General features: G+C 68.3%; 22 protein-coding genes. 8 read left to right on the plus strand and 14 right to left on the minus strand.

Going from position 1 to position 22,144, the window contains the following annotated elements:
* Nucleotides 1-75 precede the first annotated feature (75 nt).
* Entirely contained in the window at nucleotides 76-840 is a 765-nt protein-coding gene (locus J0J10_RS18710; protein ID WP_291638668.1) for a FadR/GntR family transcriptional regulator, read from the plus strand.
* A complete protein-coding gene (locus tag J0J10_RS18715) occupies nucleotides 837-2,147 on the plus strand; it encodes a four-carbon acid sugar kinase family protein (RefSeq protein WP_291648146.1) in 1,311 nt (436 codons plus the stop codon). Before J0J10_RS18710 ends, J0J10_RS18715 begins: the two co-directional genes overlap by 4 nt.
* 62 nt (nucleotides 2,148-2,209) lie before the next feature.
* Here J0J10_RS18715 and J0J10_RS18720 read toward each other — a convergent pair whose 3' ends face one another.
* From J0J10_RS18720 to J0J10_RS18760, 9 genes are all read right to left on the minus strand, one after another.
* Nucleotides 2,210-4,006 carry a hypothetical protein gene (locus J0J10_RS18720; protein ID WP_291648147.1) on the minus strand — a complete coding sequence of 599 codons (1,797 nt, stop codon included), beginning with the start codon at nucleotides 4,004-4,006 and terminating at the stop codon, nucleotides 2,210-2,212.
* A 25-nt stretch (nucleotides 4,007-4,031) separates the two neighbouring features.
* A complete protein-coding gene (locus J0J10_RS18725) occupies nucleotides 4,032-4,826 on the minus strand; it encodes an aspartate dehydrogenase (RefSeq protein WP_291648149.1) in 795 nt (264 codons plus the stop codon).
* Nucleotides 4,827-4,837: 11 nt separating this feature from the next.
* A complete protein-coding gene (locus J0J10_RS18730) occupies nucleotides 4,838-5,350 on the minus strand; it encodes a cupin domain-containing protein (protein ID WP_291648151.1) in 513 nt (170 codons plus the stop codon).
* Nucleotides 5,351-5,364: 14 nt separating this feature from the next.
* Nucleotides 5,365-6,978, minus strand: a complete 1,614-nt coding sequence (locus J0J10_RS18735; protein ID WP_291648153.1) for an ABC transporter ATP-binding protein — start codon at nucleotides 6,976-6,978, stop codon at nucleotides 5,365-5,367.
* Nucleotides 6,979-6,989: 11 nt separating this feature from the next.
* Nucleotides 6,990-7,820, minus strand: coding sequence for an ABC transporter permease (locus J0J10_RS18740; protein ID WP_291638674.1), 831 nt, complete (start codon nucleotides 7,818-7,820; stop codon nucleotides 6,990-6,992).
* 3 nt (nucleotides 7,821-7,823) lie between these two features.
* On the minus strand, nucleotides 7,824-8,801 hold the full coding sequence (locus J0J10_RS18745; protein ID WP_291638675.1) for an ABC transporter permease: 978 nt from the start codon (nucleotides 8,799-8,801) through the stop codon (nucleotides 7,824-7,826).
* Nucleotides 8,802-8,942: 141 nt separating this feature from the next.
* Nucleotides 8,943-10,547, minus strand: coding sequence for an ABC transporter substrate-binding protein (locus tag J0J10_RS18750; RefSeq protein ID WP_291648155.1), 1,605 nt, complete (start codon nucleotides 10,545-10,547; stop codon nucleotides 8,943-8,945).
* Nucleotides 10,548-10,596: 49 nt separating this feature from the next.
* Nucleotides 10,597-11,439, minus strand: coding sequence for a VOC family protein (locus tag J0J10_RS18755; RefSeq protein ID WP_291648157.1), 843 nt, complete (start codon nucleotides 11,437-11,439; stop codon nucleotides 10,597-10,599).
* 303 nt (nucleotides 11,440-11,742) lie between these two features.
* Complete coding sequence (locus tag J0J10_RS18760; protein ID WP_291648159.1) at nucleotides 11,743-12,516, minus strand: GntR family transcriptional regulator; 774 nt, start codon at nucleotides 12,514-12,516, stop codon at nucleotides 11,743-11,745.
* A 137-nt stretch (nucleotides 12,517-12,653) separates the two neighbouring features.
* Between J0J10_RS18760 and J0J10_RS18765 the strand changes: the two genes are divergently transcribed.
* A complete protein-coding gene (locus tag J0J10_RS18765; protein WP_291648160.1) occupies nucleotides 12,654-13,433 on the plus strand; it encodes a pyrroline-5-carboxylate reductase family protein in 780 nt (259 codons plus the stop codon).
* Between the two features lie 13 nt (nucleotides 13,434-13,446).
* On the opposite strand, the gene J0J10_RS18770 is transcribed toward J0J10_RS18765, so the two are convergent.
* Genes J0J10_RS18770 through J0J10_RS18790 form a run of 5 tightly spaced genes read right to left on the minus strand, consistent with a single transcriptional unit; the run spans nucleotide 13,447 to nucleotide 17,225 of the window.
* Nucleotides 13,447-14,199, minus strand: a complete 753-nt coding sequence (locus tag J0J10_RS18770; protein ID WP_291648161.1) for an SDR family oxidoreductase — start codon at nucleotides 14,197-14,199, stop codon at nucleotides 13,447-13,449.
* A 22-nt stretch (nucleotides 14,200-14,221) separates the two neighbouring features.
* A complete protein-coding gene (locus J0J10_RS18775) occupies nucleotides 14,222-15,157 on the minus strand; it encodes a 3-hydroxyacyl-CoA dehydrogenase NAD-binding domain-containing protein (protein ID WP_291648162.1) in 936 nt (311 codons plus the stop codon).
* Between the two features lie 2 nt (nucleotides 15,158-15,159).
* Nucleotides 15,160-15,990 (minus strand): alpha/beta fold hydrolase, encoded by an 831-nt coding sequence (locus tag J0J10_RS18780; protein WP_291648164.1) that lies wholly within the window; start codon nucleotides 15,988-15,990, stop codon nucleotides 15,160-15,162.
* Nucleotides 15,987-16,874, minus strand: coding sequence for a hypothetical protein (locus J0J10_RS18785; protein ID WP_291648166.1), 888 nt, complete (start codon nucleotides 16,872-16,874; stop codon nucleotides 15,987-15,989). The genes J0J10_RS18780 and J0J10_RS18785 overlap by 4 nt, the downstream gene beginning before the upstream one ends.
* Nucleotides 16,875-16,901: 27 nt before the next feature.
* Nucleotides 16,902-17,225, minus strand: a complete 324-nt coding sequence (locus J0J10_RS18790) for an NIPSNAP family protein (protein WP_291648168.1) — start codon at nucleotides 17,223-17,225, stop codon at nucleotides 16,902-16,904.
* A gap of 260 nt (nucleotides 17,226-17,485) precedes the next feature.
* Between J0J10_RS18790 and J0J10_RS18795 the strand changes: the two genes are divergently transcribed.
* The 5 genes from J0J10_RS18795 to J0J10_RS18815 all read left to right on the plus strand — a co-directional run bounded on the left by J0J10_RS18795 (nucleotide 17,486) and on the right by J0J10_RS18815 (nucleotide 21,993).
* On the plus strand, nucleotides 17,486-18,472 hold the full coding sequence (locus J0J10_RS18795; RefSeq protein WP_291648170.1) for a thiamine pyrophosphate-dependent dehydrogenase E1 component subunit alpha: 987 nt from the start codon (nucleotides 17,486-17,488) through the stop codon (nucleotides 18,470-18,472).
* Nucleotides 18,473-18,474: 2 nt separating this feature from the next.
* Complete coding sequence (locus tag J0J10_RS18800; RefSeq protein ID WP_291648172.1) at nucleotides 18,475-19,449, plus strand: alpha-ketoacid dehydrogenase subunit beta; 975 nt, start codon at nucleotides 18,475-18,477, stop codon at nucleotides 19,447-19,449.
* Between the two features lie 9 nt (nucleotides 19,450-19,458).
* A complete protein-coding gene (locus tag J0J10_RS18805; protein ID WP_291648174.1) occupies nucleotides 19,459-20,736 on the plus strand; it encodes an acetoin dehydrogenase dihydrolipoyllysine-residue acetyltransferase subunit in 1,278 nt (425 codons plus the stop codon).
* 694 nt (nucleotides 20,737-21,430) lie between these two features.
* The gene (locus J0J10_RS18810; protein ID WP_066733645.1) at nucleotides 21,431-21,640 is read left to right on the plus strand and encodes a cold-shock protein; all 210 of its coding nucleotides are present in this window, start codon (nucleotides 21,431-21,433) and stop codon (nucleotides 21,638-21,640) included.
* Between the two features lie 119 nt (nucleotides 21,641-21,759).
* Nucleotides 21,760-21,993, plus strand: a complete 234-nt coding sequence (locus tag J0J10_RS18815) for a hypothetical protein (protein WP_291633436.1) — start codon at nucleotides 21,760-21,762, stop codon at nucleotides 21,991-21,993.
* Nucleotides 21,994-22,144: the final 151 nt, after the last annotated feature.

A 22,144-nucleotide genomic window follows, 5' to 3' on the forward strand; every position in this document is an offset into this window, starting at 1 on the left:
TCTTGCCTTTTGAAAGGCTGTCAAGCTAAGTCTTGGCGAAAGAGCGGGCCGGTCAGCCCGCAGGCAGGTGAGACCATGGACGCCGGAACAGGCCGCCAGGACATGATGAACGGCAGGGGCAAGAAGCAGCTCAGCCGCCTCGAACTCGTCCTCGAACACATCAAGCAGCGCATCGCCGACGGCTCGCTCAGGCCGGGCGACCAGCTGCCGCCGGAGCTGGAACTGGCGCGGGAGCTGGGCTTGAGCCGCACGCCGGTGCGTGAGGCGGTCAAGGTGCTCGCGGCGGCCGGCGTCCTGATCGTGAAGCACGGCCACGGCACCTTCGTCAGCGCCGGCGCCCAGGCTTCCCTCGGCCAGCTTCTGCTGTTCGAGATCTACATGAAAGATACGACGCCGCAGAAGCTGATGGAGGTGCGGCTGCTCTTCGAGCGCGCCTGCGCCGAACTCGCCGCTCAGCGACGGACCGAGGCGGATCTCGCGGAGATGCGTGCCTGTATCGAGCGGCTGCGCCCGCTCGCCGGCGCCGATCCGATCGATTTCGACGCGACGGTCGAGGCCGACCTCGCCTTCCACCGCGCGATCTACCGCGCCGCCAAGAACGAGCTGGTTGAGACGCTGGCGAACTTCGTGCTGACCATGGTCTCGGGCTGGCTGCGCCGCTCGCACGCCCATGGCGGGCTCGCCGACACGGTGCGGCTGCACGAGATCATGTACACGATGATCGAGACGCGCAATTCCGGCGGCGCGCGCGAGGCCTATGGCGCCGAGGTCAATATGGAGCATTTCCGCAGGATTCTCGAGCAGATGGGAGCCCGAGAGGACGAGGCTGATCGCGGATGAGCGGGCCGGCCATCTGCTTCTACGGCGACGATTTCACCGGCGCCTCCGAGAACCTCGCGCAGTTCCACAAGCACGGCCTGCGCTGCCGGCTCTACTTCGAGCCTGCCGATCCGCAGCGTGTCCGCGCCGAGGCGGCGGAGCTCGATGTCATCGGCATCGCCGGCGTCGCCCGCTCGCGCGCACCCGACCAGATGCGCTTGCTGCTCGGCGATGCGTTCCGGCTGTTCGGGTCGCTCGGCACCCGGCTCAACCAGTTCAAGATCTGCTCGACTTTCGATTCCGCGCCGCAAACCGGCAATTTTTCCGTCGCGATCGCCGAAGCGCTCAAGGTCTGGCCGGAGGCCTTGCTGCCGGTGCTGCCCGCCACGCCGGATTTCGGCCGCTACACCGCCTTCGCCAATCATTTTTCGCGACATCGCGGCGAGATTCTGCGGCTCGATCGCAATCCGGCGCTGGTCGAGCATCCCTCGACACCGATGAACGAGGCTGATCTGCGCCGCCATCTCGCCAATCTTGGCGTCGAGGCGACGGCCGCGATCATGCTGCCGGAGCTCGGCCAGGATCGCGAGGCGCTCGCCCGGCTGATCGAGCAGCGCGGGGCCGGCGCCGTCCCGGTCGTGCTCGACACCGTCGACAATGCTCAGCTCGGCCATGTCAGCCGCGCGATCTGGCAGCTCGCGGCGAGGCGCGATGTGTTCAGCCTGGCGGCGCAGGGGCTCCCGCAAGGCCTCGGCGGCGCGGTTGCCGCCCACCTCGGCCGCAGCGCGGAACTGTCGTCTGGCCGGGTGCAGGACGGTCCGGGGCTCGTACTCTCGGGTAGTTGCTCCGCCCAGACCGCCGTCCAGCTCGCGGCGGCGGAAGCGGCGGGCTGGACCCTGATGCATCTGCCGATCGAGCGGCTCACCTCAAGCGACGACGCGCAGCGCGCCGTCGCGGCCGTGGCTCCCACGATGGTCGCGGCCCTGCGCGCCGGCCGCTCGACCGCGGTCTTTACTGCGCGCGGCGAGGTCACGCAGGCTTTCGACCTCGCCCGCGCGCCCAGCGTTGGCCTCGCGCTCGCCGAGCTGTTCCGGCAGGCCGTGGGCGAAGCGGGGCTGCGGCGCGTCATCTTTGCCGGCGGTGACAGTTCGAGCTTTGCGATGCGCAGCTGCGGGGCCTATGCGCTCGAGATCGCGGCCTCCAGCGGCCAGCAGGCCAGCCATGTCTGCGCCCTGCTGGCCGATGACGAACTCAATGGCGTCGAGGTCGTCCTCAAGGGGGGGCAGGCGGGCAGCGACCGCTTCTTCCTCGATCCGATGTCAGGCTGAGGCGCGCCGGCGCATAGGCGGTCTGCTCCGGCCCGCATCAATGCGGGCCCGGATCCCGCGTGTCACATCGTCCGCCGGTCAGGTCGAGCCCGGTTGGGGCCGGCCAAGGCGCTCAGCTCCGCGACCAGGCGCTCTGGCGAGATGCAGGGAATGGCCCCGATCCTGGCGAGATCATCGGTGACGTCGACCGGCAGGCCGGAGTTCGAATCCTCGGGGATTTGGTTGAGGCGCCCGCCGATGCAGACCGGCAGGCTGGCGCCGGCGCGTTCGAGCGCCGCCAGCACCTCGGTCGCGAAGCGCAGGGCGATGCCATTATAGGTGCTGATCGCGATCACGTCGCAGCCATTCGCCAGGGCGATGGCGACGAGGTCGTCGGGATCGGCCGAGGTGCCACCATCGACCGGCTCGGCCTTGAGCTGGGTCAGGAGATGCTCGATCAGGCTCTTGCCGTGCTCATGCACGTCGCTGCTGGCGACGCAGACCTTGAGCCCCGCCTGGCCGATGCCGCTGCGAACCGGCGCCGCGACCTTGTCGAGCCAGGCTTCGGTCTCATGGCGGAGCTCCTCGACCCATTCGGCCTCGACGAGCGCTCGGCGTCCGCCCCAGGCGGCGCGGTCCTGCGTCCCGACGCCGTAGAGCGCTTCCAGCCGTCGTGGGCCGATACGGCGCAGAGCCAGCATGGTGGCGGCGGGATCGCGGATGTCGACGCCGATCTGCGCAAGCCCGGCAAGGACACGGTCGCGGAACTGGCGTGCACCGGCGACGAGCTTTGCCGCCATCGCATCGACCGGCGCGAGATCGATCAGGCCGAGGCTGGCGGAGGCATGCTCGACCAGCTTTCCAGCGAAGGTCTGGGCGTCGATGATCTCGTCGGTGTCGGGAATGCGCTCGTTCTCGGTGACCGGCACCGGGTTGATGGCGTGGCCGCTGTGCTGCCGGCGCAGCGACCAGATATCGGCCTGGAGATAGCTGGCGAGGCTGGCGAAATTGCCGGCCGGGGTCGACTTGTAGCTGACCGTGTTGCCGAAGATCATGCTGCCGGGCGTGTCGGTCACCTGCATCAGTGCGTGATGGAAGGCGAGCCGCACCAGCGGCGCCGTGAAATGATGGCCGTAGCAATGCGAGGCGCGGGCGCCGATCAGTTCCTCGACGATGTATTTCTCGACCAGCACCATGCCGAGCGCCGAGCTCATGTCGGAGAAAAGGCCGGCGAAGCCGTCGTCGAGATTGGAATGGACGAGAACCTCGACCGGCTGGGCCGCGATCAGGCCGAGCGCGGTCACGGTCGCCTCGGTCGTCGCGACGTCGTCGTCCCAGTCGGGCAGGCGGAAGGTGAAGTACTGGCCGAGATTGCCGACCGTGGTGACGCCCGCCGCTAGGGCCGCACGCGTATTCTCGACGGCCCCGGGAAGCCCGAGCATGAAATCGCCGAAATGCGCCGCGGCTGGGACGACGCCGGTGATGCGGGCGAAATCCTCCGGCCCGGTCAGCACGATGCCGGTGCCGCGCGGGCGCTTGTCGCGCTCGGCGATAGGATAGCCCATCGACCAGTCGAGGGTGATGCCGAAGCGGTCGACGGTGACGCCGCGCCCGGCACAGCTCTCATACACGCTGCGGATCGCCTCCAGCGTGCGTTCGACGCTGCGAAAGCCGATATGGGCGTGCTGCATGATCCGGCCTTCGGCGGCCGTGCGGCGCTTGTAGTCGGCCTCGCAGGCGACCCGCGCCGTATCGAGGAAGAGATTGCGGCCGACCTGCCAGTCGCGCGCCATTACGGCGCCTTCGGTGAGCAGCTCATGGCCCGGTCGCAGCCGCGGCGGGACGAGGTCGGCGAGCGGTGGCAAGACAGGCACGGTCATCTGGCGTTCTCCACCTGCCTGCCGGCTAGATCGCGATGCGATCGAACTGGCGGCGGATCGCGGCGGTCAGGCTCGCCGCCGTCAGGGCCGAGGTCTTCGGGTTGGCGGGTGAGGGCAGGTTGACGAAGCTCATCCGCGCGGTGCCGAGCGCGCTCGTCGCCTCGACCTCATGCGTGTTGCCAGCCGCGGCCGGGTCGGAGACGATCCTGACCGAGAGCCGGTCATGGCCGACGGCGAGCGCGATCGTCAGCCCGACATTGAGGTTCTTCGGATAGCGCCTGGCGGCTTCGCGCGCCGTGCCTTCGTAGAGCACGATCTCCGCCTGCGCGGCCTTCTCGGCGAGGCCGGCCGCCGCGAGCTCCGGAGCCCAGGCTGCCGGCGGCTTGCGCGAGGTGTAGCGGATTTCAGCGTCCTGCGTCTCGCGCAGCGCCGCGAGATAGTCGAGGCCGCCGACCGCGCCGGAGGGAACGATCAGCCGGGCATTTCCGGTTTGCGCAGCCTCGGCGAGGCACAAGAGTAGGGCATCGTCGGCGAGCGCACCGGTCGAGGCCGGCAGCGCCGGGATGCCGGCGGCGAGCACCTGCGGCAGGGTCTCGGCGACGGCGGCATGGCCCGCGGCCTCGACCACGAGGTCGGGGCGCCAGGCCAGCAGCTCGCCAAGGCTATCGAGCGCAGCGACGCCGGCAGGCAGGCTCGCCCGGCTCGGCGAGCCCGGTCGCAGCAGGCAGGCGAAGCCGAAGCCCTCGCCGCCGAGGCGGGCGTGAATGTCGCGCGCGATCGTGCCGAAGCCGATCAGCGCGAGGCGCCGCTCGCTCGCCATTCCAGCCTCCGTCAGGGCTTGCGCTGGTCGGCGGGCTGGGCCGCGAAGACCGTCTGGCGCTCGATCTCGAGCACGTTTTCGGGCCGCGGGAAATTCTCCGGCGCGGGCTCACCGGCCGAGCGCGGGCGGCCGATCAGGCGGAAGAAGTCCTCGAGACCGTTCGGCACGATCAGCCAGACCCAGTGCAAATCCTCGGTGCCGTCGTTGATGAACATGTGGCGGCGGCTCTTGCCGACGAAGATCGCCGTGCCGGGCACGGCCGGGACGTCCTTGCCGTCGAGCACGGCGCGGCCCTTGCCCTTGATGAAGTAGATGACCTCCTCATGGCGGTCATGGCTGTGTTCGCGCACATAGCCGCCGGGCGGCACGGTCTGGGTGCCGAAGGCCAGCGGGTTGTCCATCTTGACCTTGGACGGGTCGAGCGCGACCTCGATATGGCCGTTGGCCGGCACGGGCTGCCAGAAGCTGGTGGCGGTGCCGGGCTGGACGACGAAGGTCTCGCCGGGTTCGTGGACTTCGCTCATGGCGCAAGGCTCCGTCAGTTGGCTCGTCCCGGCACGGCCGAGAGCAGCCTTTGGGTGTAGGGGTGCTGGGGCGCGGCGAAGATCTCGGCCGTCACGCCGTGCTCGACGACCTCGCCGCGCTGCATGATCGCGATCCGGTCGCAGATCTGCGCCGCGACGCGCAGGTCATGAGTGATGAAGATCATCGAGAGCGAGAGCTTGTCGCGCAGTTCGACCAGCAGCTTGAGCACCTGCGCCTGCACGGAGACGTCGAGCGCCGACACGGCTTCGTCCGCGACCAGCACCTTGGGTTCGAGCGCCAGGGCCCGGGCGAGGCCGATGCGCTGGCGCTGCCCGCCGGAGAATTCGTGCGGCAGCCGGTCGGTGGCGCTGGGGTCGAGGCCGACGAGCGCGAAGAGCTCCTTGGCCCGCGCCATTGCCACGCCATGCTTCGTGCCGCGCGCGATCAGGCCCTGGGTGACGAGGTCGCCGACCGTGCGGCGCGGATTGAGCGAGGCGTAGGGGTCCTGGAAGACCATCTGGACGAGATGGCGGTGGCGCCGCAGGCTCTCGCCTTGGAGCTTGCCGAAATCGACGCCGTCGAGTTCGATCGCGCCCTGGTCCGGGTCGAGCAGGCGCACGATGCAGCGGGCCAGCGTCGACTTGCCCGAGCCGGACTCGCCGACGATGCCGAGGGTCGCCTGGCTCGGCAATGCGATGCTCGCCGACTTCACCGCATAGGTCACGCGCTGCTTGCGGCCGAACCAGCCTCCGCCGCTGCGATAGGTCTTGGAGAGGTCGCTCACCGTCGCGATGCTGCGGTCGGGCAGCGTGCGCGGCGGCGGCGGCGTCAGGCTCGGCACGGCCGCGATCAGCGCCTTGGTATAGGGGTGCTGCGGGTTCTCCAGCACGGCCGCGGCGCTGCCGCTTTCGACCACCTTGCCGTGCTGCATCACCATCACCCGATCGGCGATCTCGGCGACCACGCCGAAATCATGGGTGATGAACAGCACCGACATGCCGGTGCGCCGCTGGATGTCGCGGATCAGCTTGAGGATCTGCGCCTGGATGGTGACGTCGAGCGCCGTCGTCGGCTCGTCGGCGATCAGGATCTTCGGCTCGAGCGCCAGCGCCATCGCGATCATCACGCGCTGGCGCTGGCCACCGGAGAGCTCGTGCGGATAGGCGCGATAGGCGGAGGCCGGTTCGGGAATGCCGACCTCGTCGAGCAGCTTGAGGGCGCGCGCCTCGATCTCGGCCTTCGGCAGATCGGTATGGGCGCGGAACATCTCGGCGATCTGGTCGCCGGCGGTCCGCAGCGGGTTCAGAGCCGTCATCGGCTCCTGGAAGATCATGCCGATCTCGGGGCCGCGGATCGCCCGCATCTCGTCCTCGGACAGGCGGACGATGTCGCGCTCGCCGAGCATGATCCTGCCGCCGCGGATCGGCAGCATCGGCGGCAGCAGCCCCATCAGGGCCGAGGCGGTCATCGACTTGCCCGAGCCGCTTTCGCCGACCACGCAGACGATCTCGCCGGCGTTCAGGGTCAGCGCCAGGTTCTCGACCGCATGGGGGCGGTCGGCGCCCTTGGGCAGGGCGATGGTGAGGTCCTCGATCCGGACGAGCGGAGCCGGGGCGGAGGCGTTCATCTCAGCGGCGCTCATCGGTTGCGAAGCCTCGGATTGAGCGCGTCGTTCAGCCCCTGGCCGACCAGCGAGACCGAGAGGATGGTCAGGAGGATGGCGACGCCGGGGATCGCCGAGACATACCATTCGCTGCGCAGCACCTTGCGGCCCTGGCCGATCAGATTGCCCCAGGAGGCGATGTTCGGATCGGAGAGATCGAGAAAGGCGAGGGCGCTTTCCAGCAGGATCGCGGTCGCCATCACGACGCTGCCATAGACGATGATCGGGGCGAGCGCGTTCGGCAGCACCTCGCGGAAGATGATCCAGCGATTGGTCAGGCCGAGCGTGCGGCAGGCCTGGACGAATTCGCGGTTGCGCAGCGTCAGGAACTCGGCGCGGGTCAGCCGCGCCACCGCCGGCCAGGAGACGACGCCGATCGCTATCGTCACCGCCGTGATGTTGGAGCCGACCACGACGACGAGGACGAGCAGCAGGATGAAGTTCGGCAGGGTCTGGAAGGCCTCGGTCAGGCGCATCAGCACATCGTCCGTCAGCCCGCCATAGAAGCCGGCGACGGCGCCGACCACGATGCCGATCGCGATCGCGATCAGGGTCGAGACGACGCCCATCAGCAGGGTGGTGCGGGCGCCATGGGCGATCTGGGCGGCGATGTCGCGGCCCGAGGCGTCGGTGCCGAGCAGGAAGCGGCCGGCGGGATTGGGCCATTGCAGCGGCCGGCCGGCGAGACCGAGCGGATCACGCGGATAGAGCAGGTCGGCGAAGAGGGCGAGGCCGACGATGCCGACGAGGAGCAGAAGGCCGAACATCGCGGCCGGGCTCATCAGGAAATGCTTGAGGGCCTTCATGGCTCAGGCTCCCGCCGCGATGCGTGGGTCGAGCCGCGCATAGATCAGGTCGACGATGAAGTTCACGAGGATGACCATGATGGCGGAGACGAAGACGATGCCGAGCAGCGTGTTGAGATCGCGCTGCACCACGGATTCATAGGCGAGGCGGCCGATGCCGGGCAGCGAGAACACGCTTTCGATCACCACCGAGCCGCCGAGCATGGTGCCGGCCTGCAGGCCGATCAGCGTCACCATCGGCAGGAGCGCGTTGCGCAGCACATGCTTGCGGACGATCTCGCCGCGGGTCAGGCCCTTGGCCCGCGCCGTGCGCACGAAGTCGAGGGTCGAGACCTCGAGCATCGAGGCGCGCATGATGCGCAGATAGATGGCGAGGAAGATCAGCGCCAGCGTGATCGTCGGCTGGACGAGATGGCGGGCGATGTCGAGCACCAGCCAGATGCCGGTCGCGCCGGAACCGATCTCGTAGAACCCGCCCGGCGGCAGCCAGGCCAGCCAGATCGAGAACACGACGATGCTCATCAGGCCGAGCCAGAAGGAGGGCGTCGCGTAGAACAGCAGGCCGAGCAGCGAGATCACCGTATCGGCCCAGCCGTTGACGCGCTGCGCCGAGACGATGCCGAGCACCATGCCGGCGAAGAAGGCGAAGCTCAGCGCCGAGAACATCAGCATCAGCGTCGCCGGCAGCCGCTCCAGGATCACGGTGGCGACGGGCTTGTTGTAGATGGCGGAAAAGCCGAGATCGAGCCGGACCAGCCGCCAGAGATAGTCGAGCAGGCGCACCGCGGCGCTGCCTTCCAGCCCGTAGAAGCGCCGCAGTTCCGCCGCCTGCGCCGGGTCGCCGCCGCCCATCTGCGCCATCAGCGCGTCGACCGTGTCGCCGGGCGCGAACTGCAGGAGGATGAACAAACCGGCGAGCAGGATGAGCAGCGTCGGCACGCTGCTCATCAGCCGTCGTCCGGCCAGCTTCAGAATTTGCATGGCGTGCTCTTCCAGCGCCGAGCAAGCCGGGATGGCCGCACAAGGCGGGCCATCCGAGATCGCCAAGCGGTGCTTGTCAAAAGGCGTTCGTCAGGCCCGGAGCGACCTGTCGCCAGGGACAGGCCGCTCCGGTGCGTCCGCTCAGGACTCGATCCACAGATCCGCCCAGTGGCTCGACGGCCAGCGCGGATTGTTGTGGTGGTTCTTCAGCTTCTTGCTGGTGACCGAGATGAACTGGCGTTCCGTCGCCATCCACAGCGGCACTTCGGTGTTGAGCAGCTTGACGATCTCCGGATACGCCGCCTTGCGCTTGGCGGGATCGATCTCGAAGGCCGCATCGTCCATCATCTTGTCGGCCTTGGGGTCGACCCAGCCCCACTGGTTGGTGAAGGCGGTGCCCTTCGGGCTGCCCGAGCGGTACCAGACCATGGTGCTGATCGCCGGGTCGGCGCGATAGATGTGCCAGCCGGTCGAGAGGTCGTAATCCCAGTCGCGGTAGACCGCGGTGAGATAGGTCGCGGCGTCCGGGCGCTGGAGCTCGACCTTGATGCCGACCTGCTGCAGCGACTGCTGGATGAAGGTCGACCAGAGCGGGATGTCCTCGCCGAAGGGCGGGCTCAGCATCTTCAGCGAGAAGCGTACCCCGCCGGCGCCGCGCTTGAAGCCGGCCTCGTCGAGCAGCGCGTTCGCCTTCTTGACGTCGAAGGCATAGTCCGGCGCGCCCGGCTTGTAGAAATTGGTCGAGACGGACGGGATCGGCCCATGGGCGCGCTTGCCGTTGCCGTACAGGAAGTTCTCGATGAAGAAGTCGGTGTCGACCGCGTGGATGATGGCGCGGCGCACGCGCACATCCGCGAGCTGCTTGCGGCGCAGGTTGAACTCGATCGTGTTCTGGAAGGGCTGGCGCTCATTGCCGCGCGAGGAGACCTCGAAGCGCGGATCCTTGCCGAGCCGGTCGATATCGGCCAGCGGCAGCGAGGAGTAGTTGCTCATATGGACCTGGCCGGCCTCGATCGCGGCGGTCGCGGCGGCCTTGTCGGTGATGAAGCGCCAGACGATCTTGTCGAGATAGGGATAGCCCTTGCGCCAGTAGTCCGGGTTGCGCTCGGCGATGACGTATTGGCCGCGCTCATACTGCGCGAACTTGAACGGCCCGGTCCCGATCGGCGCGACGTTTGCCGGGTTGTCGAGGATGTTGGTGCCCTCGTAGATGTGCTTGGGCGCGATGTAGCCGAGGTCCGGCGCCGCGCCCATGAACAGGTCCATCGGCATCGGGCGGCTGTAGCGGAAGATCGCGGTATGCGCGTCCGGCGTGTCGACCGCCTCGAGGGCCGAATGCAGCGCCGTGCCGTAGTTCAGGTGCTTCTTCCACAGCTCCATCGCCGTGTACTGGACGTCGGCCGAGGTGAAGGGCTTGCCGTCATGCCACTTCACGCCTTCGCGCAGCTTGATGGTGATGGTCTTGCCGTCCGGCGAGCCTTCCCAGCTCGTCGCCAGCATCGGCTCGAGCTCGCCCTTCTCGTTGAGGTCGACCAGCGGCTCCATGATCTTGGAGGCGATGACATAGACGCCCGTCGAGGCGCGCAGGGCCGGGTTCAGGATGCGCTGCTCCTGCGGCATGTGCACCGTGATCGTGCCGCCGCGCTTCGGCTCCTGGGCGAAGGCGCCGGCGGGCAAGGCGGCCGCCAGCGCAAGGGCGCCGGCGCTGGCGAGCAGATGGCGCCGGGTCGGATGTCCTGCAGTCATAGTCCCCTCCATTATTGCGGTTGCTTGTGAAATTCTGTCTGGCCGCCGGTCAGTCGGGCCGGCGTGGTGCCGTTTCCCAGCCGATCAGAGCCCCGTCGACGGCGGCGCAGGGCAGGCCCCCCGGTCCGGTCCATTCCGCGAAGGGCTGCGCGCGGGCGAAGTCGTCGCAGGCGAGCACGACGCCGCAGGGTGGCAGCGCGTCGCCGGGATTGCGGCCCCAGCGCTGCGCGAACCGCGTGGCATCGACGAAGACGAAATCCGCTCCGCGTGGCCGCATCGCGACCGTGCAGGCGCCGTCGCGCTCTCCGACCGAAAGCGACAGCAGCCGGGCGCAGAGCTCGGCCTCGGTACGCGGATCGGCGGCGACGATCTCGATGCGCTTCAGGGCGCGGGCGCCGTTGCGATGTTCGACCAGGCTCGGCAGCCAGACCGTTTCGCGGGTGAGATGCTGGCAGGCGAACAGGCGTGCCCCACCCGGCGCCGGTTCAAGCGGCCATTGGAAGATGCGGAAGCCGGCCTCGCCGGTGCGGCCGCCCTCGAGATCGACGGGGCGGCGGAACTCGAAGGGCCCGGTGCTGCCCTCGAAGCCGTCGCGCTTTAGCGCGGCGAGCCCGGCCTCGGCGTCGTCGGTCCGCATGGCGAGGCGTTCCAGCCCCGCGCCGTCGGCCAGGAAGGCGCGCGTCGGTGCGTTGAATTCGGTCGCGGCGAGCACGCCGAGGAGTTCGACATAGTCGTCCTCGAACATGATCGTGTGGTTGGCGGTGCCGAGATAGTCGCTGTGCAGGCCGCGTGGCGAGACCGTGAAGCCGAGGGCCTGCCAGCGCTCGGCCGACACCGTGAGATTGCTCACGGCGATGACGATGTGGTCGAGCCCAAGGACGTGGTCGCGCATCCGGCAAAGGTTCCATGCGAGGCGGGATTTCCCCGATGGCTAGACCGTGTCATAAGTGCATGCAGTTGTACAGGCACTTTTGGCGATCTCTTGCTCAGCTTCTGCGCAAGGCTTGGTCCCGGTTGGTGAAATGCGGAGCAAAGCCATGTCAGCCCTGTCTCGGCCAGCCATGATGGAATGAAGAAAAGCGCTTTGAATTCAATGCCTGGACAGAGTGCGGCAACGAAAGGGACGTGGCGGGCGCCAGCCTTGGCCGGGGCCTGCCGTCACCGTCCGGAATATGGCGAGGCCGAGGGCGTCGGACTATTTCCGGGCGCGGGAACGTCCGCGGCGCGGCGTGGACTGCTCGGGCAGGAAGATCTTGAGCAGGGCTTCCTTGAGCACGGCGCGGGCTTCGGCGAAGGTCAGCGAGATGTGGCTGCGCAGGATCTCGATGCCGCGGTCGCGGTCGCGGTCGACGATCGCCTGGACGATGCGGCTGTGATCCTCGACCAGGCTCCAGTGCTGCGGCCCGTTCTCGATCTGGACGCGGCGGACGAAGCGGATGCGCGCATTGACGCCGATCAGCTGGCGGACGATCTCGGGATTGTTGGCGAGCTCGGCGAGATGGACGTGAAAGCCTTCGTCGAGTTCGAGAATCTCGTCGGGATCCTTGTTCTCGTAGCGGACGCGGGCATCGGCCCAGAAGGCCTGGAGCCGGGCGATCCCGGCCTCGTCGGCGCGCTCGCAGGCGAGGGCGAAGGCCCCGGTCTCGATGATCGAGCGCATCTCGAACAGGTCGAGCAGGTCGTCGATGTCGACGCCGCGGAAGCAGAAGCCGCGATTGGGCGTGAACACCACGAAGCCTTCGGAGGCGAGCCGATTCAGCGCCTCGCGGACCGGCGTGCGCGACAGATCGAGCATCTGCGCGAGATGGACCTCGTTGATTCGCTCCGCGGGTCGCATCTTGAATTCGACCAGCTGCTGCCGGATCGCCTTGTAGGCGCGTTCAGCGCTGTCGGCCGCGCGGCGCGGCGCGATGGATTTCGCGCCCGTCTTGTCGGGGTCGACGCTGGGAGCCTTTGCGGTGTCCGGCATTCCGCCTCTCTTTACGGCCGATCTGCTGCCGCGACGTTCGCGGCCGCACGACCATCGACGTTTCAAATGGTGTCGCGGCCAAAAATCAACCACCGATCGCAAACCCGCCCGGTGGTGTGTGCACTCATGGATGCATTATGACCAGAATAGGCTTTCTCGGCGTCGGCCATCTCGCGCAGGAGATCATCGCCGGTCTCCTGCGTAGCGGGTTGCCGGCGTCGGAACTCATCCTGTCGTCGCGCGGCTATGGCCCGGAACTGGCGGCGCGGCACGGGATCGATCTCGCAACCGACAATCTGGAGCTCGTGGCGGTGGCCGATATCGTCCTGCTGGCGACGCGCCCCTGCGACGCTGTCGCAGCGGTTACCGGCCTTGGCTGGCGTTCCGGGCAGATTCTGGTCTCGGCCTGTGCCGGCGTGCAGTTGAACGCGCTTCGGGCGGCCGCGGCGCCGGCGCAGGTCGCGCGGATCATGCCGCTGACCGCCTCCTCGCTCGGGGCGAGCCCGACGACCGTCTATCCCGATCTGCCGGCGCTCCGGCCGTTGCTGGAGCGGCTCGGCTCGGTGATTCCGCTCTCGCACGAGGCCGAGTTCGAGACCGCGACCGTCAGCGCCGCGATCTATGGCTGGGCGCAGATGCTGATCGGCCTCGGCCGCGACTGGTCTGTCGCGCACGGCATGCAACCGGACGCGGCAAGGCGCCTGGCGGCGGAGACTTTCGTCGCCGCGGGGCGGATGATCGCCGAGCGGCCGGAAACGGGCGAGGCGTTGCTGCAGAGTCTGGTGACGCCGGGCGGCATCACCGAATGCGGATTGAAGGTGCTCGCGGCCGAGGGTGTCGAAGCTGGCTGGAACCGGGCCTGCGACGCCGTACTGGCGAAGCTGACCGACGGCGCCCCGGTCGACCGGGACGCCTGAACGCTTCTGCGGCTCAGCCCTGCACGGACTTGAAGACATGGCCGCCCACGGCCTGGTCGGTTGGCGAGATCTCGATCTCGGTGACGTCGACATGCTGCGGCAGGCTGAGCACGGCGGCGATGGTCTCGGCGATGTCCTGCGGCTGCAGGGCCCGGACATTCCCGTACATCGTGTCGTGCAGCTTGCTGCGGTCGCCGCCGAAGGCGCGCAGATAGATCTCGGTCTCGACGCGTCCCGGTGCGAGATCGGTGATCCGGACATTGCTGCCGGCCAGATCGTAGCGCAGCGAGCGGCAGGCATGGGACAGGCCTGCCTTGGCGCCGCCATAGGCCGAGGTTCCCGCCAGCACGCCGCGCGCCGCGGTGGTGGTGATGTTGACGACATGGCCGCGCCGGCGCGCGACCATGCCGCCGAGCAGGGCGCGCATCAGCAGCATCGGCGCGGTCAGGTTGACCGCGATCGTCTCGGCGATCTCCTCGGCGCTCTGCTCGTAGAGCGGCTTCACCGTCGCGACCATGCCGGCATTGTTGACGAGGACGTCGATCTCGGCGCCGGCGAGGCTGGCGACGATCGCGTCGGGGTCGCGCACATCGGCGATGACGGGCAGGACGCCGAGCTCGTCGACGACGCCGTCGAGCGCCTCGCGGCTGCGGGCGACGCCGTAGACGCTCATGCCGAGCCCGGTCAGGCGGCGGCAGATCGCGGCTCCGATGCCGCGCGAGGCGCCGGTGACGAGGGCTGTACGGTAGGGAAAGTCCGTGGCCATGCGGGGGCTCCCGTTGCTGTCCTCAGAGGGCGGCGCGCTGCGTCATCACGCGCAGCAGGTCGACGAGCCCGGCATCGCGCTGGTCGCGCAGTTCGGCATCGCTGCGTTCGCCGATCGCCTCGCGGACCTCGCGCGAGACGCGCGTGATCGTCTCCGGCTGCAGCTTCGCATTACCGAGATCGTCCCAGATGTCCTGATAGGTCTTGCCGTATTTGGTCAGGAAGGACTCGATGCCGTCGGCGTTGAGGTGGTTCGAGATGAACGAGCCCTGTAGCGTCCATTTCGGGCCCGGCCCGTAGCAGAAGGCGCGGTCGACATCCTCGGCGCTGGCGACGCCGCTCTCGACCAGCGCGATCGCCTCACGCCACATCGCGCCCATCAGGCGCAGCGCCAGATGCCCGGTGACCTCCTTGCGCAGCACGGCCGGCTTCTTGCCGAGCGCCTCGTAGAAGGCGCGCGTCTGCTCGACGACCTCAGGAGAGGTCTCGCGCCCGCCGACGATCTCCACCAGCGGCATCAGATGGACCGGGTTGAACGGGTGGGCGAGGACGACGCGCTGCGGCCGCGTGCATTTCGCCTGCATCTCCGAGACCAGCAGCGCCGAGGAGGAGGAGGCGATCACCACGTTCTCGCCGACATGCCGCTCGATCCCTGCCAGCAGATCCTGCTTGAGGTCGAGGCGTTCGGGGCCGGATTCCTGAACGAAGGCGGTTCCGGCCAGCGCCTTGCCGAGATCGGTCGAGAAGCGGATAGGGCCGCGCGCGGCCCGCGCCGGCGCCAGGCGCTCGAGATCGTCGATCAGGGCCGGGTGCAGCGCCTGGAACGCCTCCCAGCGTGCCGGGTCGGGATCGTAGCAGGAGACCTCGTAGCCGTGATGGGCGAAGGTCGCCGCCCAGCGCTGGCCGATCGTGCCGAGCCCGACGACGCCGATCGGCCCGCGCTCAGGGGTGATGTCCATGATCATGTCCTCGTCTCGGCGGCGGGGAGCCCGTCGCGCAGAAAATCCAGCACCGCGTCGCGGTAGAGCGCGGGCTCCGCCCGCATGGCGTAATGGCCGCCGCGCGGCAGCAGCCGCAGCTCGGCCTGTGGGATCACGTCCGCGAGGCGCTGCGACAGATAGGCGGGCGTCACGATGTCGTCGGCCGCGACCACGACGCGCACCGGGGCGGCGATCTGCGCCAGCCGGTCATCGGCGTCGTGGCCGAGCACGGCGAGCATACGTTCGCGCACCACCGCCGCATCCGTCGGCTTCGAGCGCGCTGCGGCCGCCTGAAGCTCGGCTTCGACGACGGCGTCGTTGGCGTCGAGCCAGTAGGGGGCGTTGAGCAGCGTCACCGCATGGCGGCGATAGGCGTCGATGCCGAGCTGGTCGAGCAATTCGATCCGCCCGGCGAAGAGGCGGCGCATATAGGCGCAAGGGCGGCCGAAGGTCGCCGACAGCACCAGCCGCGAGACGCGTTCGGGATGAGCGAGCGCCAGGCTCTGCGCGATCGCGCCGCCGGTGGAATGGCCGAGGATGGCGGCGCGGGCGATGCCGAGATGGTCGAGCAGGCCGACGAGGTCCTCGCGCATCGCGGCGATGCTGGTCGGCCCTTCCAGAGCCGAGGAGGCGCCGACGCCGCGATGGTCATAGGTGACGACCCGGAAATGCGGGGCGCAGATCTCGGCGAAGGCGTTCCAGAACGAGGCCAGCCCGCCGAGGCCCGAGATCAGCACGAGCGCCGGGCCTTCGCCGCGGACCGTGTAGGCGAGGGCCCCGCCATCGGGAAGGGAGGCGAGCCCGGTATTCATGGCGCGTTCGCCTCGGTGCCGGCCTCGTCGAGAGCCGATCTCGCGGCCTCGTTCACCGCCGACCACGGAATGCGCAGGTCGAGCCAGGCCGCCAGCCGGCCGGCGCAGAGGATTGCCTCGTCGGTCAGTTCGGCGAGCGGAATCTCCTCGCGGCCGAACGCCGCCTCCAGGGCGAAGATCGCCGCCGCGCTCTCGCCGAGATGGCAGAAATCGCGCAGCCTCGTTGCGGCCTTGTTGCAGGCGACAGCGGCGATGCGGCGCGAGACGCGCGCCTCTTCCGTCGCAAGGCCGCCGCGCACCCACCAGAGCAATTCGTGCAGGATGCGGGCCTCGGACTCGGCGAGGAAGAGCGGTCCGGCCGGGTGCATGGTGGCGCGCGAGGCCAGCAGGGTCTCGATATCGGCCGGTGAGGCGCTCCAGAGCCTTTGCCTGATGGCGACGAGGTCTGCCGGCAGCGGCGAGGCAGCGGCGCTCACCGGCGGGGCGGTTTCGGCATGCGTCAGGCTGCCGGAGAACAGCCTGCGCCCGTGCTGCTCGCGCAGGCGCAGGCCGAGCGCCTGCAGTTCGGGCAGCCCGCCCTCGATCTGGCCGAGCAATGTCACCTCGGCCGTCTCGGCCTGGAGCGGTGCGAAGATCAGCTCGAGGAATTGCCGGGCGGGCCAATACAGGAAGGCGCCCGGTTGCGCCTCCATCACGTCGACGCCGCCCTCGGCGTCCTCGACAAAGGGGGCGTGCCAGTAGATGTGCTGGCCGGCGATCTTCGGCGTGTGCAGTTGCAGCGCCGCCGGCAGCGTCGCGCTCAGCGCCGCGAGGGTTCGCGGCGCCCGGGCCGCGTCACAGGCGATCCGCCAGCACGTATCGCCGATGTGGAAATCGAGTTTCATGAATGGCGTCCGGCGCGGCGCGTGGGCTCAGCCCTTCGGGTTGAAGAACGAGACCGGCTTGAGGATCTGGTTGCGCATGTCGAGCAGCGGGTCGGCCTCCACGACCTGCCGGCGATAGGCCTGCCAGGCGGGATCGGCCTCCATGGCGTCGCGGCGCGCCTCGCGATCGGCCAGGCTGTCGTATTTCCAGAGGTGAACGACCCGGCTGAGCTCGCCGATATGGGTCTGGAAGAAGCCGAAGGGCTCGCCGAGATACTGGCGCTGCATCGGCAGGCCGACATCCTCGTAGAGTTTCAGGAAGTCGTTCAGGCGGTTTGGGCGGGCCGTATAGACGCGGTGGTCGAAGATCATCGTGCTTCTCCATGCTCCGGCGGAAGGCCGCCCGTTCTGTCCGATGGTGCCGCCGCCCGCTGCTCGCGATCGGAGGGCGTCCGTGCCGCCCTGCGGTTGGTTCCGCCGTGCGTTTCAAGACTGCATTATCTTGTGTAGACACTTATAGCGCTGTGCCGCCGACTGCGCTAGGGTCCCCGTCGGCAAAAGGCACGGCGCGCCGGAGCCGCGCTTGCCCTCGAGGGCGGGCGATGCTGCGCGGCGCGGGGAGAAGGGTGGCGATGAAGAACTCACCGACGGTCGAGGAGCAGCTGGAGATGCTGCGGCGTATGGTGGCGGTTCGCCATCTCGAGGAGCGCCTGGGCGAATTGCACAAGGCCGGCAAGACGCGCGGGCCGATCCATCGCTGCGACGGCCAGGAGGCGGTCGGCATCGGTGCGACCGCGATGCTCGACGACGAGGACCTGCTGACCAGCACGCATCGCGGCCACGCGCATTATGTCGGCAAGGGCGTCGGCATGCATCCGATCGTCGCCGAGATCCTCGGCCGCGCCACCGGCGCCTGCGCCGGCCGCGCCGGGCATATGCTGATCGCCGACATGCAGAAGGGCCTGCTCGGCGGCAACGCCATCGTCGGCGGCGGCATTCCGGCGGCGACGGGCTTCGCCGTCTCGCTGCAGATGAAGAACCGGGCCGATGGCGGCCAGCGCGTCGCCATGTGCATCTTCGGCGACGGCGCCGCGCAGACCGGCATCTGCCACGAATCGATGAATATCGCGGCGCTGTGGAAGCTGCCTGTGGTCTTCGTGCTCGAGCACAATCAGTACGGGCTGACCGCGCATCACTCGACGCAATCCTCCGTGCCCGACCTTTCGGTCCGTGCGGCGGGCTACGGCATGCCGAGCGAGATCGTCGACGGCAATGACGTGATCGCCGTCCACCGCGCCGTCGGCACCGCCGTCGAGCGGGCGCGCCGCGGCGAGGGGCCGTCCCTCGTCGAGGCCAAGACCTATCGCATGGTCGGCTTCTCGACGAGCGATGTCGGCGGCTACCAGAAGGACGAGGACCTCGCCATCTGGCGCGAGCGCGACCCGATCGTGCTGGCGCGCGCCATGCTGGCCGACAGCGTCCCGGCCGAGCGTCTCGACGCCCTTGCGAACGAGGCGCGCGCCGAGGTCGATGCCGCGGTCGAGCGGGCGCTGAACGACCCCCTGCCCACCTTCACCGACCATGCGCCGAGCGCGCCCTACACCGTCGCGGGAGCCTGACCATGGCGATGATGCGTTATGCCGAGGCGCTGCGTGCGGCGCTGCGCGAGGAGATGCAGCGCGATCCATCCGTCTGGCTGATGGGCGAGGACATCGCCGTCTATGGCGGCGTCTTCAAGGTCTCCAGGGACCTGCTGGAGGAGTTCGGGCCGGAGCGCGTGCGCGATACGCCGATCTCCGAGCAGACGCTGACCGCGATGGCGGTGACCGCGGCCATGGCCGGCACCCGGCCGGTGCTCGAGATCATGTATGCCGACTTCCTGCCGCTCAGCGTCGACGCGCTGATTAACCAAGCCTCGATCTACAACTACATCTGGAACGGGCAGGTCACGATGCCCTTCGTGCTGCGCACGCAAGGCGGCGGCGGCGCTGGCGCCGGCGCGCAGCATTCCAAGAGTCTCGACGCGCTCGTCGCGCACATCCCCGGCATCAAGGTCGTCGCGCCGGCGACGGCGGCCGACGCCAAGGGGCTGCTAAAGGCGGCGATCCGTGACGACCACCCGGTGGTCTTCCTCGAGCACAAGCTGCTCTACAACACGCGCGACGAGGTGCCCGAGGGCGAGCATCTCGTCGAGATCGGCAAGGCGCGCATTGCCCGCGCCGGGACGGACGTCTCGATCATCGCCTCCTCGAAGATGGTGGTCGACGCGCTGAAAGCCGCCGAGGAGCTGGCGAAGGAGGGTGTCTCGGTCGAGATCGTCGACCTGCGCACGCTACGCCCGCTCGACCGCGACACGATCCGAGCCTCGATCGCCAAGACGCACCACGCCGTCGTGGTGAACGAGGGCTGGCGCTTCTGCGGCTATGCCGCCGAGCTCAGCGCGACGATCATGGAGTGCTGCTTCGACGAGCTCGATGCGCCGGTCGAGCGCGTCGCGACCCACGACATCCCGATTCCCTACAGCGAGCCGCTGGAAAGCACCGTGCTGCCCGATGCCGCCAAGATCGCGGCGGCGGCGCGCCGGGCGCTGGCCTGAGGAGTGGACATGTCTGGTGACATCACGCTCGCCGGGGGTGCCGGCGAATATATGGAAAGCGCGACCGTCGTCTCCTGGTCGGCCGGGGTCGGCGACCCCGTCAAGGCGGGCGAGGTCGTCGTCGTCGTCGAGACCGCCAAGGCTGCGACGGAGATCGAAGCGGAGCGCGACGGCATCCTCGTCGAAATCCTGACGCCCGAGGGTGCGGAGGTCGGCATCGGTGCCGTGCTCGGCCGCATCGCCGACAGTCTTCCGGCGCCTGCGCCGCAGGCTGCGGCCCAGCTGCCGGTGCCGGCTCCGGACATGCCGGTCGCACCGGCCGGCCCGGCCTCTGCGACCATCGCCGGCGAGGCCGGCCGGCGCATCAGCATCTCGCCGCTCGCACGCCGCCTCGCGCGCCAGGCCGGTCTCGATCCGGCGGGCCTCACCGGCAGCGGGCCGGGCGGGCGGATCAAGAGCCGCGACGTGGAGCGGGCCTTGCGCGAGCAGGGGCCGGTACCGGCCGCCGTGACTGCGGCACCGGCCCGGCCGGTTTCCGCGATACCGGCGACGACCGCCGCCCCGCTCGTCCTGATCCACGGCTTCGGCGCCAATGCGGCGGCCTGGAACATGCTCCGGCCGCATCTCGATGGCGGGCGCCAGGTCCTGACCCCGGAACTGCCGGGCCATGGCCGCGCCGCGGCCCTGTCGAGGCCCTCGCTGGACGATCTCGCCGAGGCGGTGCTCGCGCAGATCGAAGCGAGCGGCGCGCGCGAATGCGATCTCGTCGGCCATTCGCTCGGCGGCGCCGTCGCGGCGGTCCTGTCGGGCAATCTTTCTGTGCGAGTCCGCTCGCTCACCCTGATCGCCCCGGCCGGCCTCGGCCCGGAGATCGACGGGGCCTTTCTCGCCGGCTTCCTCGCGGCCGGTACCCCGGAAAGCCTGCAGCCCTGGCTCGAGCGCCTGGTCGGCGATGCCGCAACGCTGCCGCGCGGCTATGCGCAGGCCGTGCTGCGGGAGCGCGAGCGTTTTGGCGTCGGTGCGGCCCAGGCCGAGCTGGCGCAGTCGCTCTTTCCGGACGGCACGCAGGCGCTCCGGATCGCCGCCGATCTCGAACGCTTCACAGGACCGCTCAAGGTCATCTGGGGCCGAGGCGACCGCATCATTCCGCAGGGCCATCAGAGCGATCTGCCTGGTCATGCCGCCTGCCACCGGCTCGCCGGCACCGGGCACATGCCCCATATCGAAGCGTCCGCTCTGGTCGCGCGGCTGGTCATGCAGAACCTGCGCAGCGCCGAGCCGAATTGAGCCGAGAGGCCGAAAACATCGGCCGCGCAGCAGAAGTCGCTCTTCGGACGAAGCCGATGCATAGACAATGGCCTGGATCGCCGGCCCGCGACCCGTAGGGTGCTCGGCGATCCAGCGGCGACGTCATGCGATGACGCGTTGCGAATGCCCGCGGCATCGTCGCCGCCGCGTCGGGCGTGCGCCCGGCCTGTACCTACAGTGCGGGTACCCCTTTCCCTCGGATCGCATGGAAAGTACCCGGCGACATCAACGGCCCCACGGTTGGAGGCGTTAGACCAGCCGGCATTTTGTCAGGGCACGAGACGCCGCGGGCAGCTGAGCCTAGCCTTGATATCCGTTGATTGTTTTTCAGAGCGGGCCGCGGTCCTGAACTATGTTATTCCTTGTCGCGGCGCTTGCGGCTCCCGCGCGCGTATTGCTCCCGAATCCGCCCCATACGGCTTACGCATAGCTGGCCGAGTTCCTGTGAAATCTCGCAAAATTTCAGATATTTCGGTTGGTATAGTATTTTTAAAATATTCTGATTGCGTTTCTCAAATATAGCATTATATGTATCGATATCGAGATTGCTTGGACGGCCGTTGTTATTTTCGCGCTTTGGCGCGGCTCTGATAATTCCCCCTTTCGAAATCGTTCTGAACTCGTCGAACATTCTGTCGGCGAGCGACAGGTCTTGCCAAAAGGAGGGTTATCAATGACCACCGGCACAGTGAAATGGTTCAATTCCACCAAGGGCTTTGGCTTCATTCAGCCTGACGACGGCAGCCAGGATGTGTTCGTACACATCTCCGCAGTCGAGCGCGCAGGCATGCGCGATCTGCAGGAAGGCCAGAAGCTCGGCTTCGAGGTCGCCCGCGACAGCAGGTCCGGCAAGATGGCCGCGGAACAGCTCCAGGCTGCGTGATTTTGGCAATCGTCGCCGTTGACCACGGATGTACTGGCACCAGCGACTTTAGCCACTCGAAAGGCCGGGCATCTGCTCGGCCTTTTTGCTTTTCAAGCTAAGCAAGAACGGAAATCGTAATGTTCGAACTCTCAAAGCAGCGCTTAACGGCCGACAATCAATTTTTGAAGCTTCAGACCCGATCGCTCTCTCACGCAAGAATTATCTCCGAAACGGAAAAGCTGATCCAGCATCGTGAAGAGAACATGCTGAAACTGCGCGGGCTTCGTCTGGCGAAAGAGGCCAATGTTAAGCAGGCTGGGCTTGCAGCACAGATCAACACGAAATCGCGGCGACGTCCGGGCTTCAAATAGACCTAGTTGTTTGATCCCAGGCTTTGATGGTGCAGTCTTTTCGCGCGAGTGGAAGGAAGCGCTATGGGACAGGTTCTGCACGGGAGCGCCCGCACGACAGAGGCGGTCCGTCGAGCGATACAGCATAGTCAAGAGAGCCTGAGGCAACTCG

The organism is Allobosea sp. (assembly GCF_017308075.1).
Lineage (GTDB): Bacteria > Pseudomonadota > Alphaproteobacteria > Rhizobiales > Beijerinckiaceae > Allobosea.

What these genes read in the sequence shown, in the direction of transcription:
- J0J10_RS18780 (WP_291648164.1), bottom strand. Translation starts at nt 15,990, where the DNA reads ATGAATACCGGGCTCGCCTCCCTTCCCGATGGCGGGGCCCTCGCCTAC.
- J0J10_RS18750 (WP_291648155.1), bottom strand. Translation starts at nt 10,547, where the DNA reads ATGACTGCAGGACATCCGACCCGGCGCCATCTGCTCGCCAGCGCCGGC.
- J0J10_RS18760 (WP_291648159.1), bottom strand. Translation starts at nt 12,516, where the DNA reads ATGCCGGACACCGCAAAGGCTCCCAGCGTCGACCCCGACAAGACGGGC.
- J0J10_RS18765 (WP_291648160.1), top strand. Translation starts at nt 12,654, where the DNA reads ATGACCAGAATAGGCTTTCTCGGCGTCGGCCATCTCGCGCAGGAGATC.
- J0J10_RS18740 (WP_291638674.1), bottom strand. Translation starts at nt 7,820, where the DNA reads ATGAAGGCCCTCAAGCATTTCCTGATGAGCCCGGCCGCGATGTTCGGC.
- J0J10_RS18735 (WP_291648153.1), bottom strand. Translation starts at nt 6,978, where the DNA reads ATGAACGCCTCCGCCCCGGCTCCGCTCGTCCGGATCGAGGACCTCACC.
- J0J10_RS18720 (WP_291648147.1), bottom strand. Translation starts at nt 4,006, where the DNA reads ATGACCGTGCCTGTCTTGCCACCGCTCGCCGACCTCGTCCCGCCGCGG.
- J0J10_RS18715 (WP_291648146.1), top strand. Translation starts at nt 837, where the DNA reads ATGAGCGGGCCGGCCATCTGCTTCTACGGCGACGATTTCACCGGCGCC.
- J0J10_RS18725 (WP_291648149.1), bottom strand. Translation starts at nt 4,826, where the DNA reads ATGGCGAGCGAGCGGCGCCTCGCGCTGATCGGCTTCGGCACGATCGCG.
- J0J10_RS18815 (WP_291633436.1), top strand. Translation starts at nt 21,760, where the DNA reads ATGTTCGAACTCTCAAAGCAGCGCTTAACGGCCGACAATCAATTTTTG.
- J0J10_RS18745 (WP_291638675.1), bottom strand. Translation starts at nt 8,801, where the DNA reads ATGCAAATTCTGAAGCTGGCCGGACGACGGCTGATGAGCAGCGTGCCG.
- J0J10_RS18800 (WP_291648172.1), top strand. Translation starts at nt 18,475, where the DNA reads ATGGCGATGATGCGTTATGCCGAGGCGCTGCGTGCGGCGCTGCGCGAG.
- J0J10_RS18785 (WP_291648166.1), bottom strand. Translation starts at nt 16,874, where the DNA reads ATGAAACTCGATTTCCACATCGGCGATACGTGCTGGCGGATCGCCTGT.
- J0J10_RS18775 (WP_291648162.1), bottom strand. Translation starts at nt 15,157, where the DNA reads ATGGACATCACCCCTGAGCGCGGGCCGATCGGCGTCGTCGGGCTCGGC.
- J0J10_RS18770 (WP_291648161.1), bottom strand. Translation starts at nt 14,199, where the DNA reads ATGGCCACGGACTTTCCCTACCGTACAGCCCTCGTCACCGGCGCCTCG.
- J0J10_RS18810 (WP_066733645.1), top strand. Translation starts at nt 21,431, where the DNA reads ATGACCACCGGCACAGTGAAATGGTTCAATTCCACCAAGGGCTTTGGC.
- J0J10_RS18710 (WP_291638668.1), top strand. Translation starts at nt 76, where the DNA reads ATGGACGCCGGAACAGGCCGCCAGGACATGATGAACGGCAGGGGCAAG.
- J0J10_RS18790 (WP_291648168.1), bottom strand. Translation starts at nt 17,225, where the DNA reads ATGATCTTCGACCACCGCGTCTATACGGCCCGCCCAAACCGCCTGAAC.
- J0J10_RS18805 (WP_291648174.1), top strand. Translation starts at nt 19,459, where the DNA reads ATGTCTGGTGACATCACGCTCGCCGGGGGTGCCGGCGAATATATGGAA.
- J0J10_RS18730 (WP_291648151.1), bottom strand. Translation starts at nt 5,350, where the DNA reads ATGAGCGAAGTCCACGAACCCGGCGAGACCTTCGTCGTCCAGCCCGGC.
- J0J10_RS18795 (WP_291648170.1), top strand. Translation starts at nt 17,486, where the DNA reads ATGAAGAACTCACCGACGGTCGAGGAGCAGCTGGAGATGCTGCGGCGT.
- J0J10_RS18755 (WP_291648157.1), bottom strand. Translation starts at nt 11,439, where the DNA reads ATGCGCGACCACGTCCTTGGGCTCGACCACATCGTCATCGCCGTGAGC.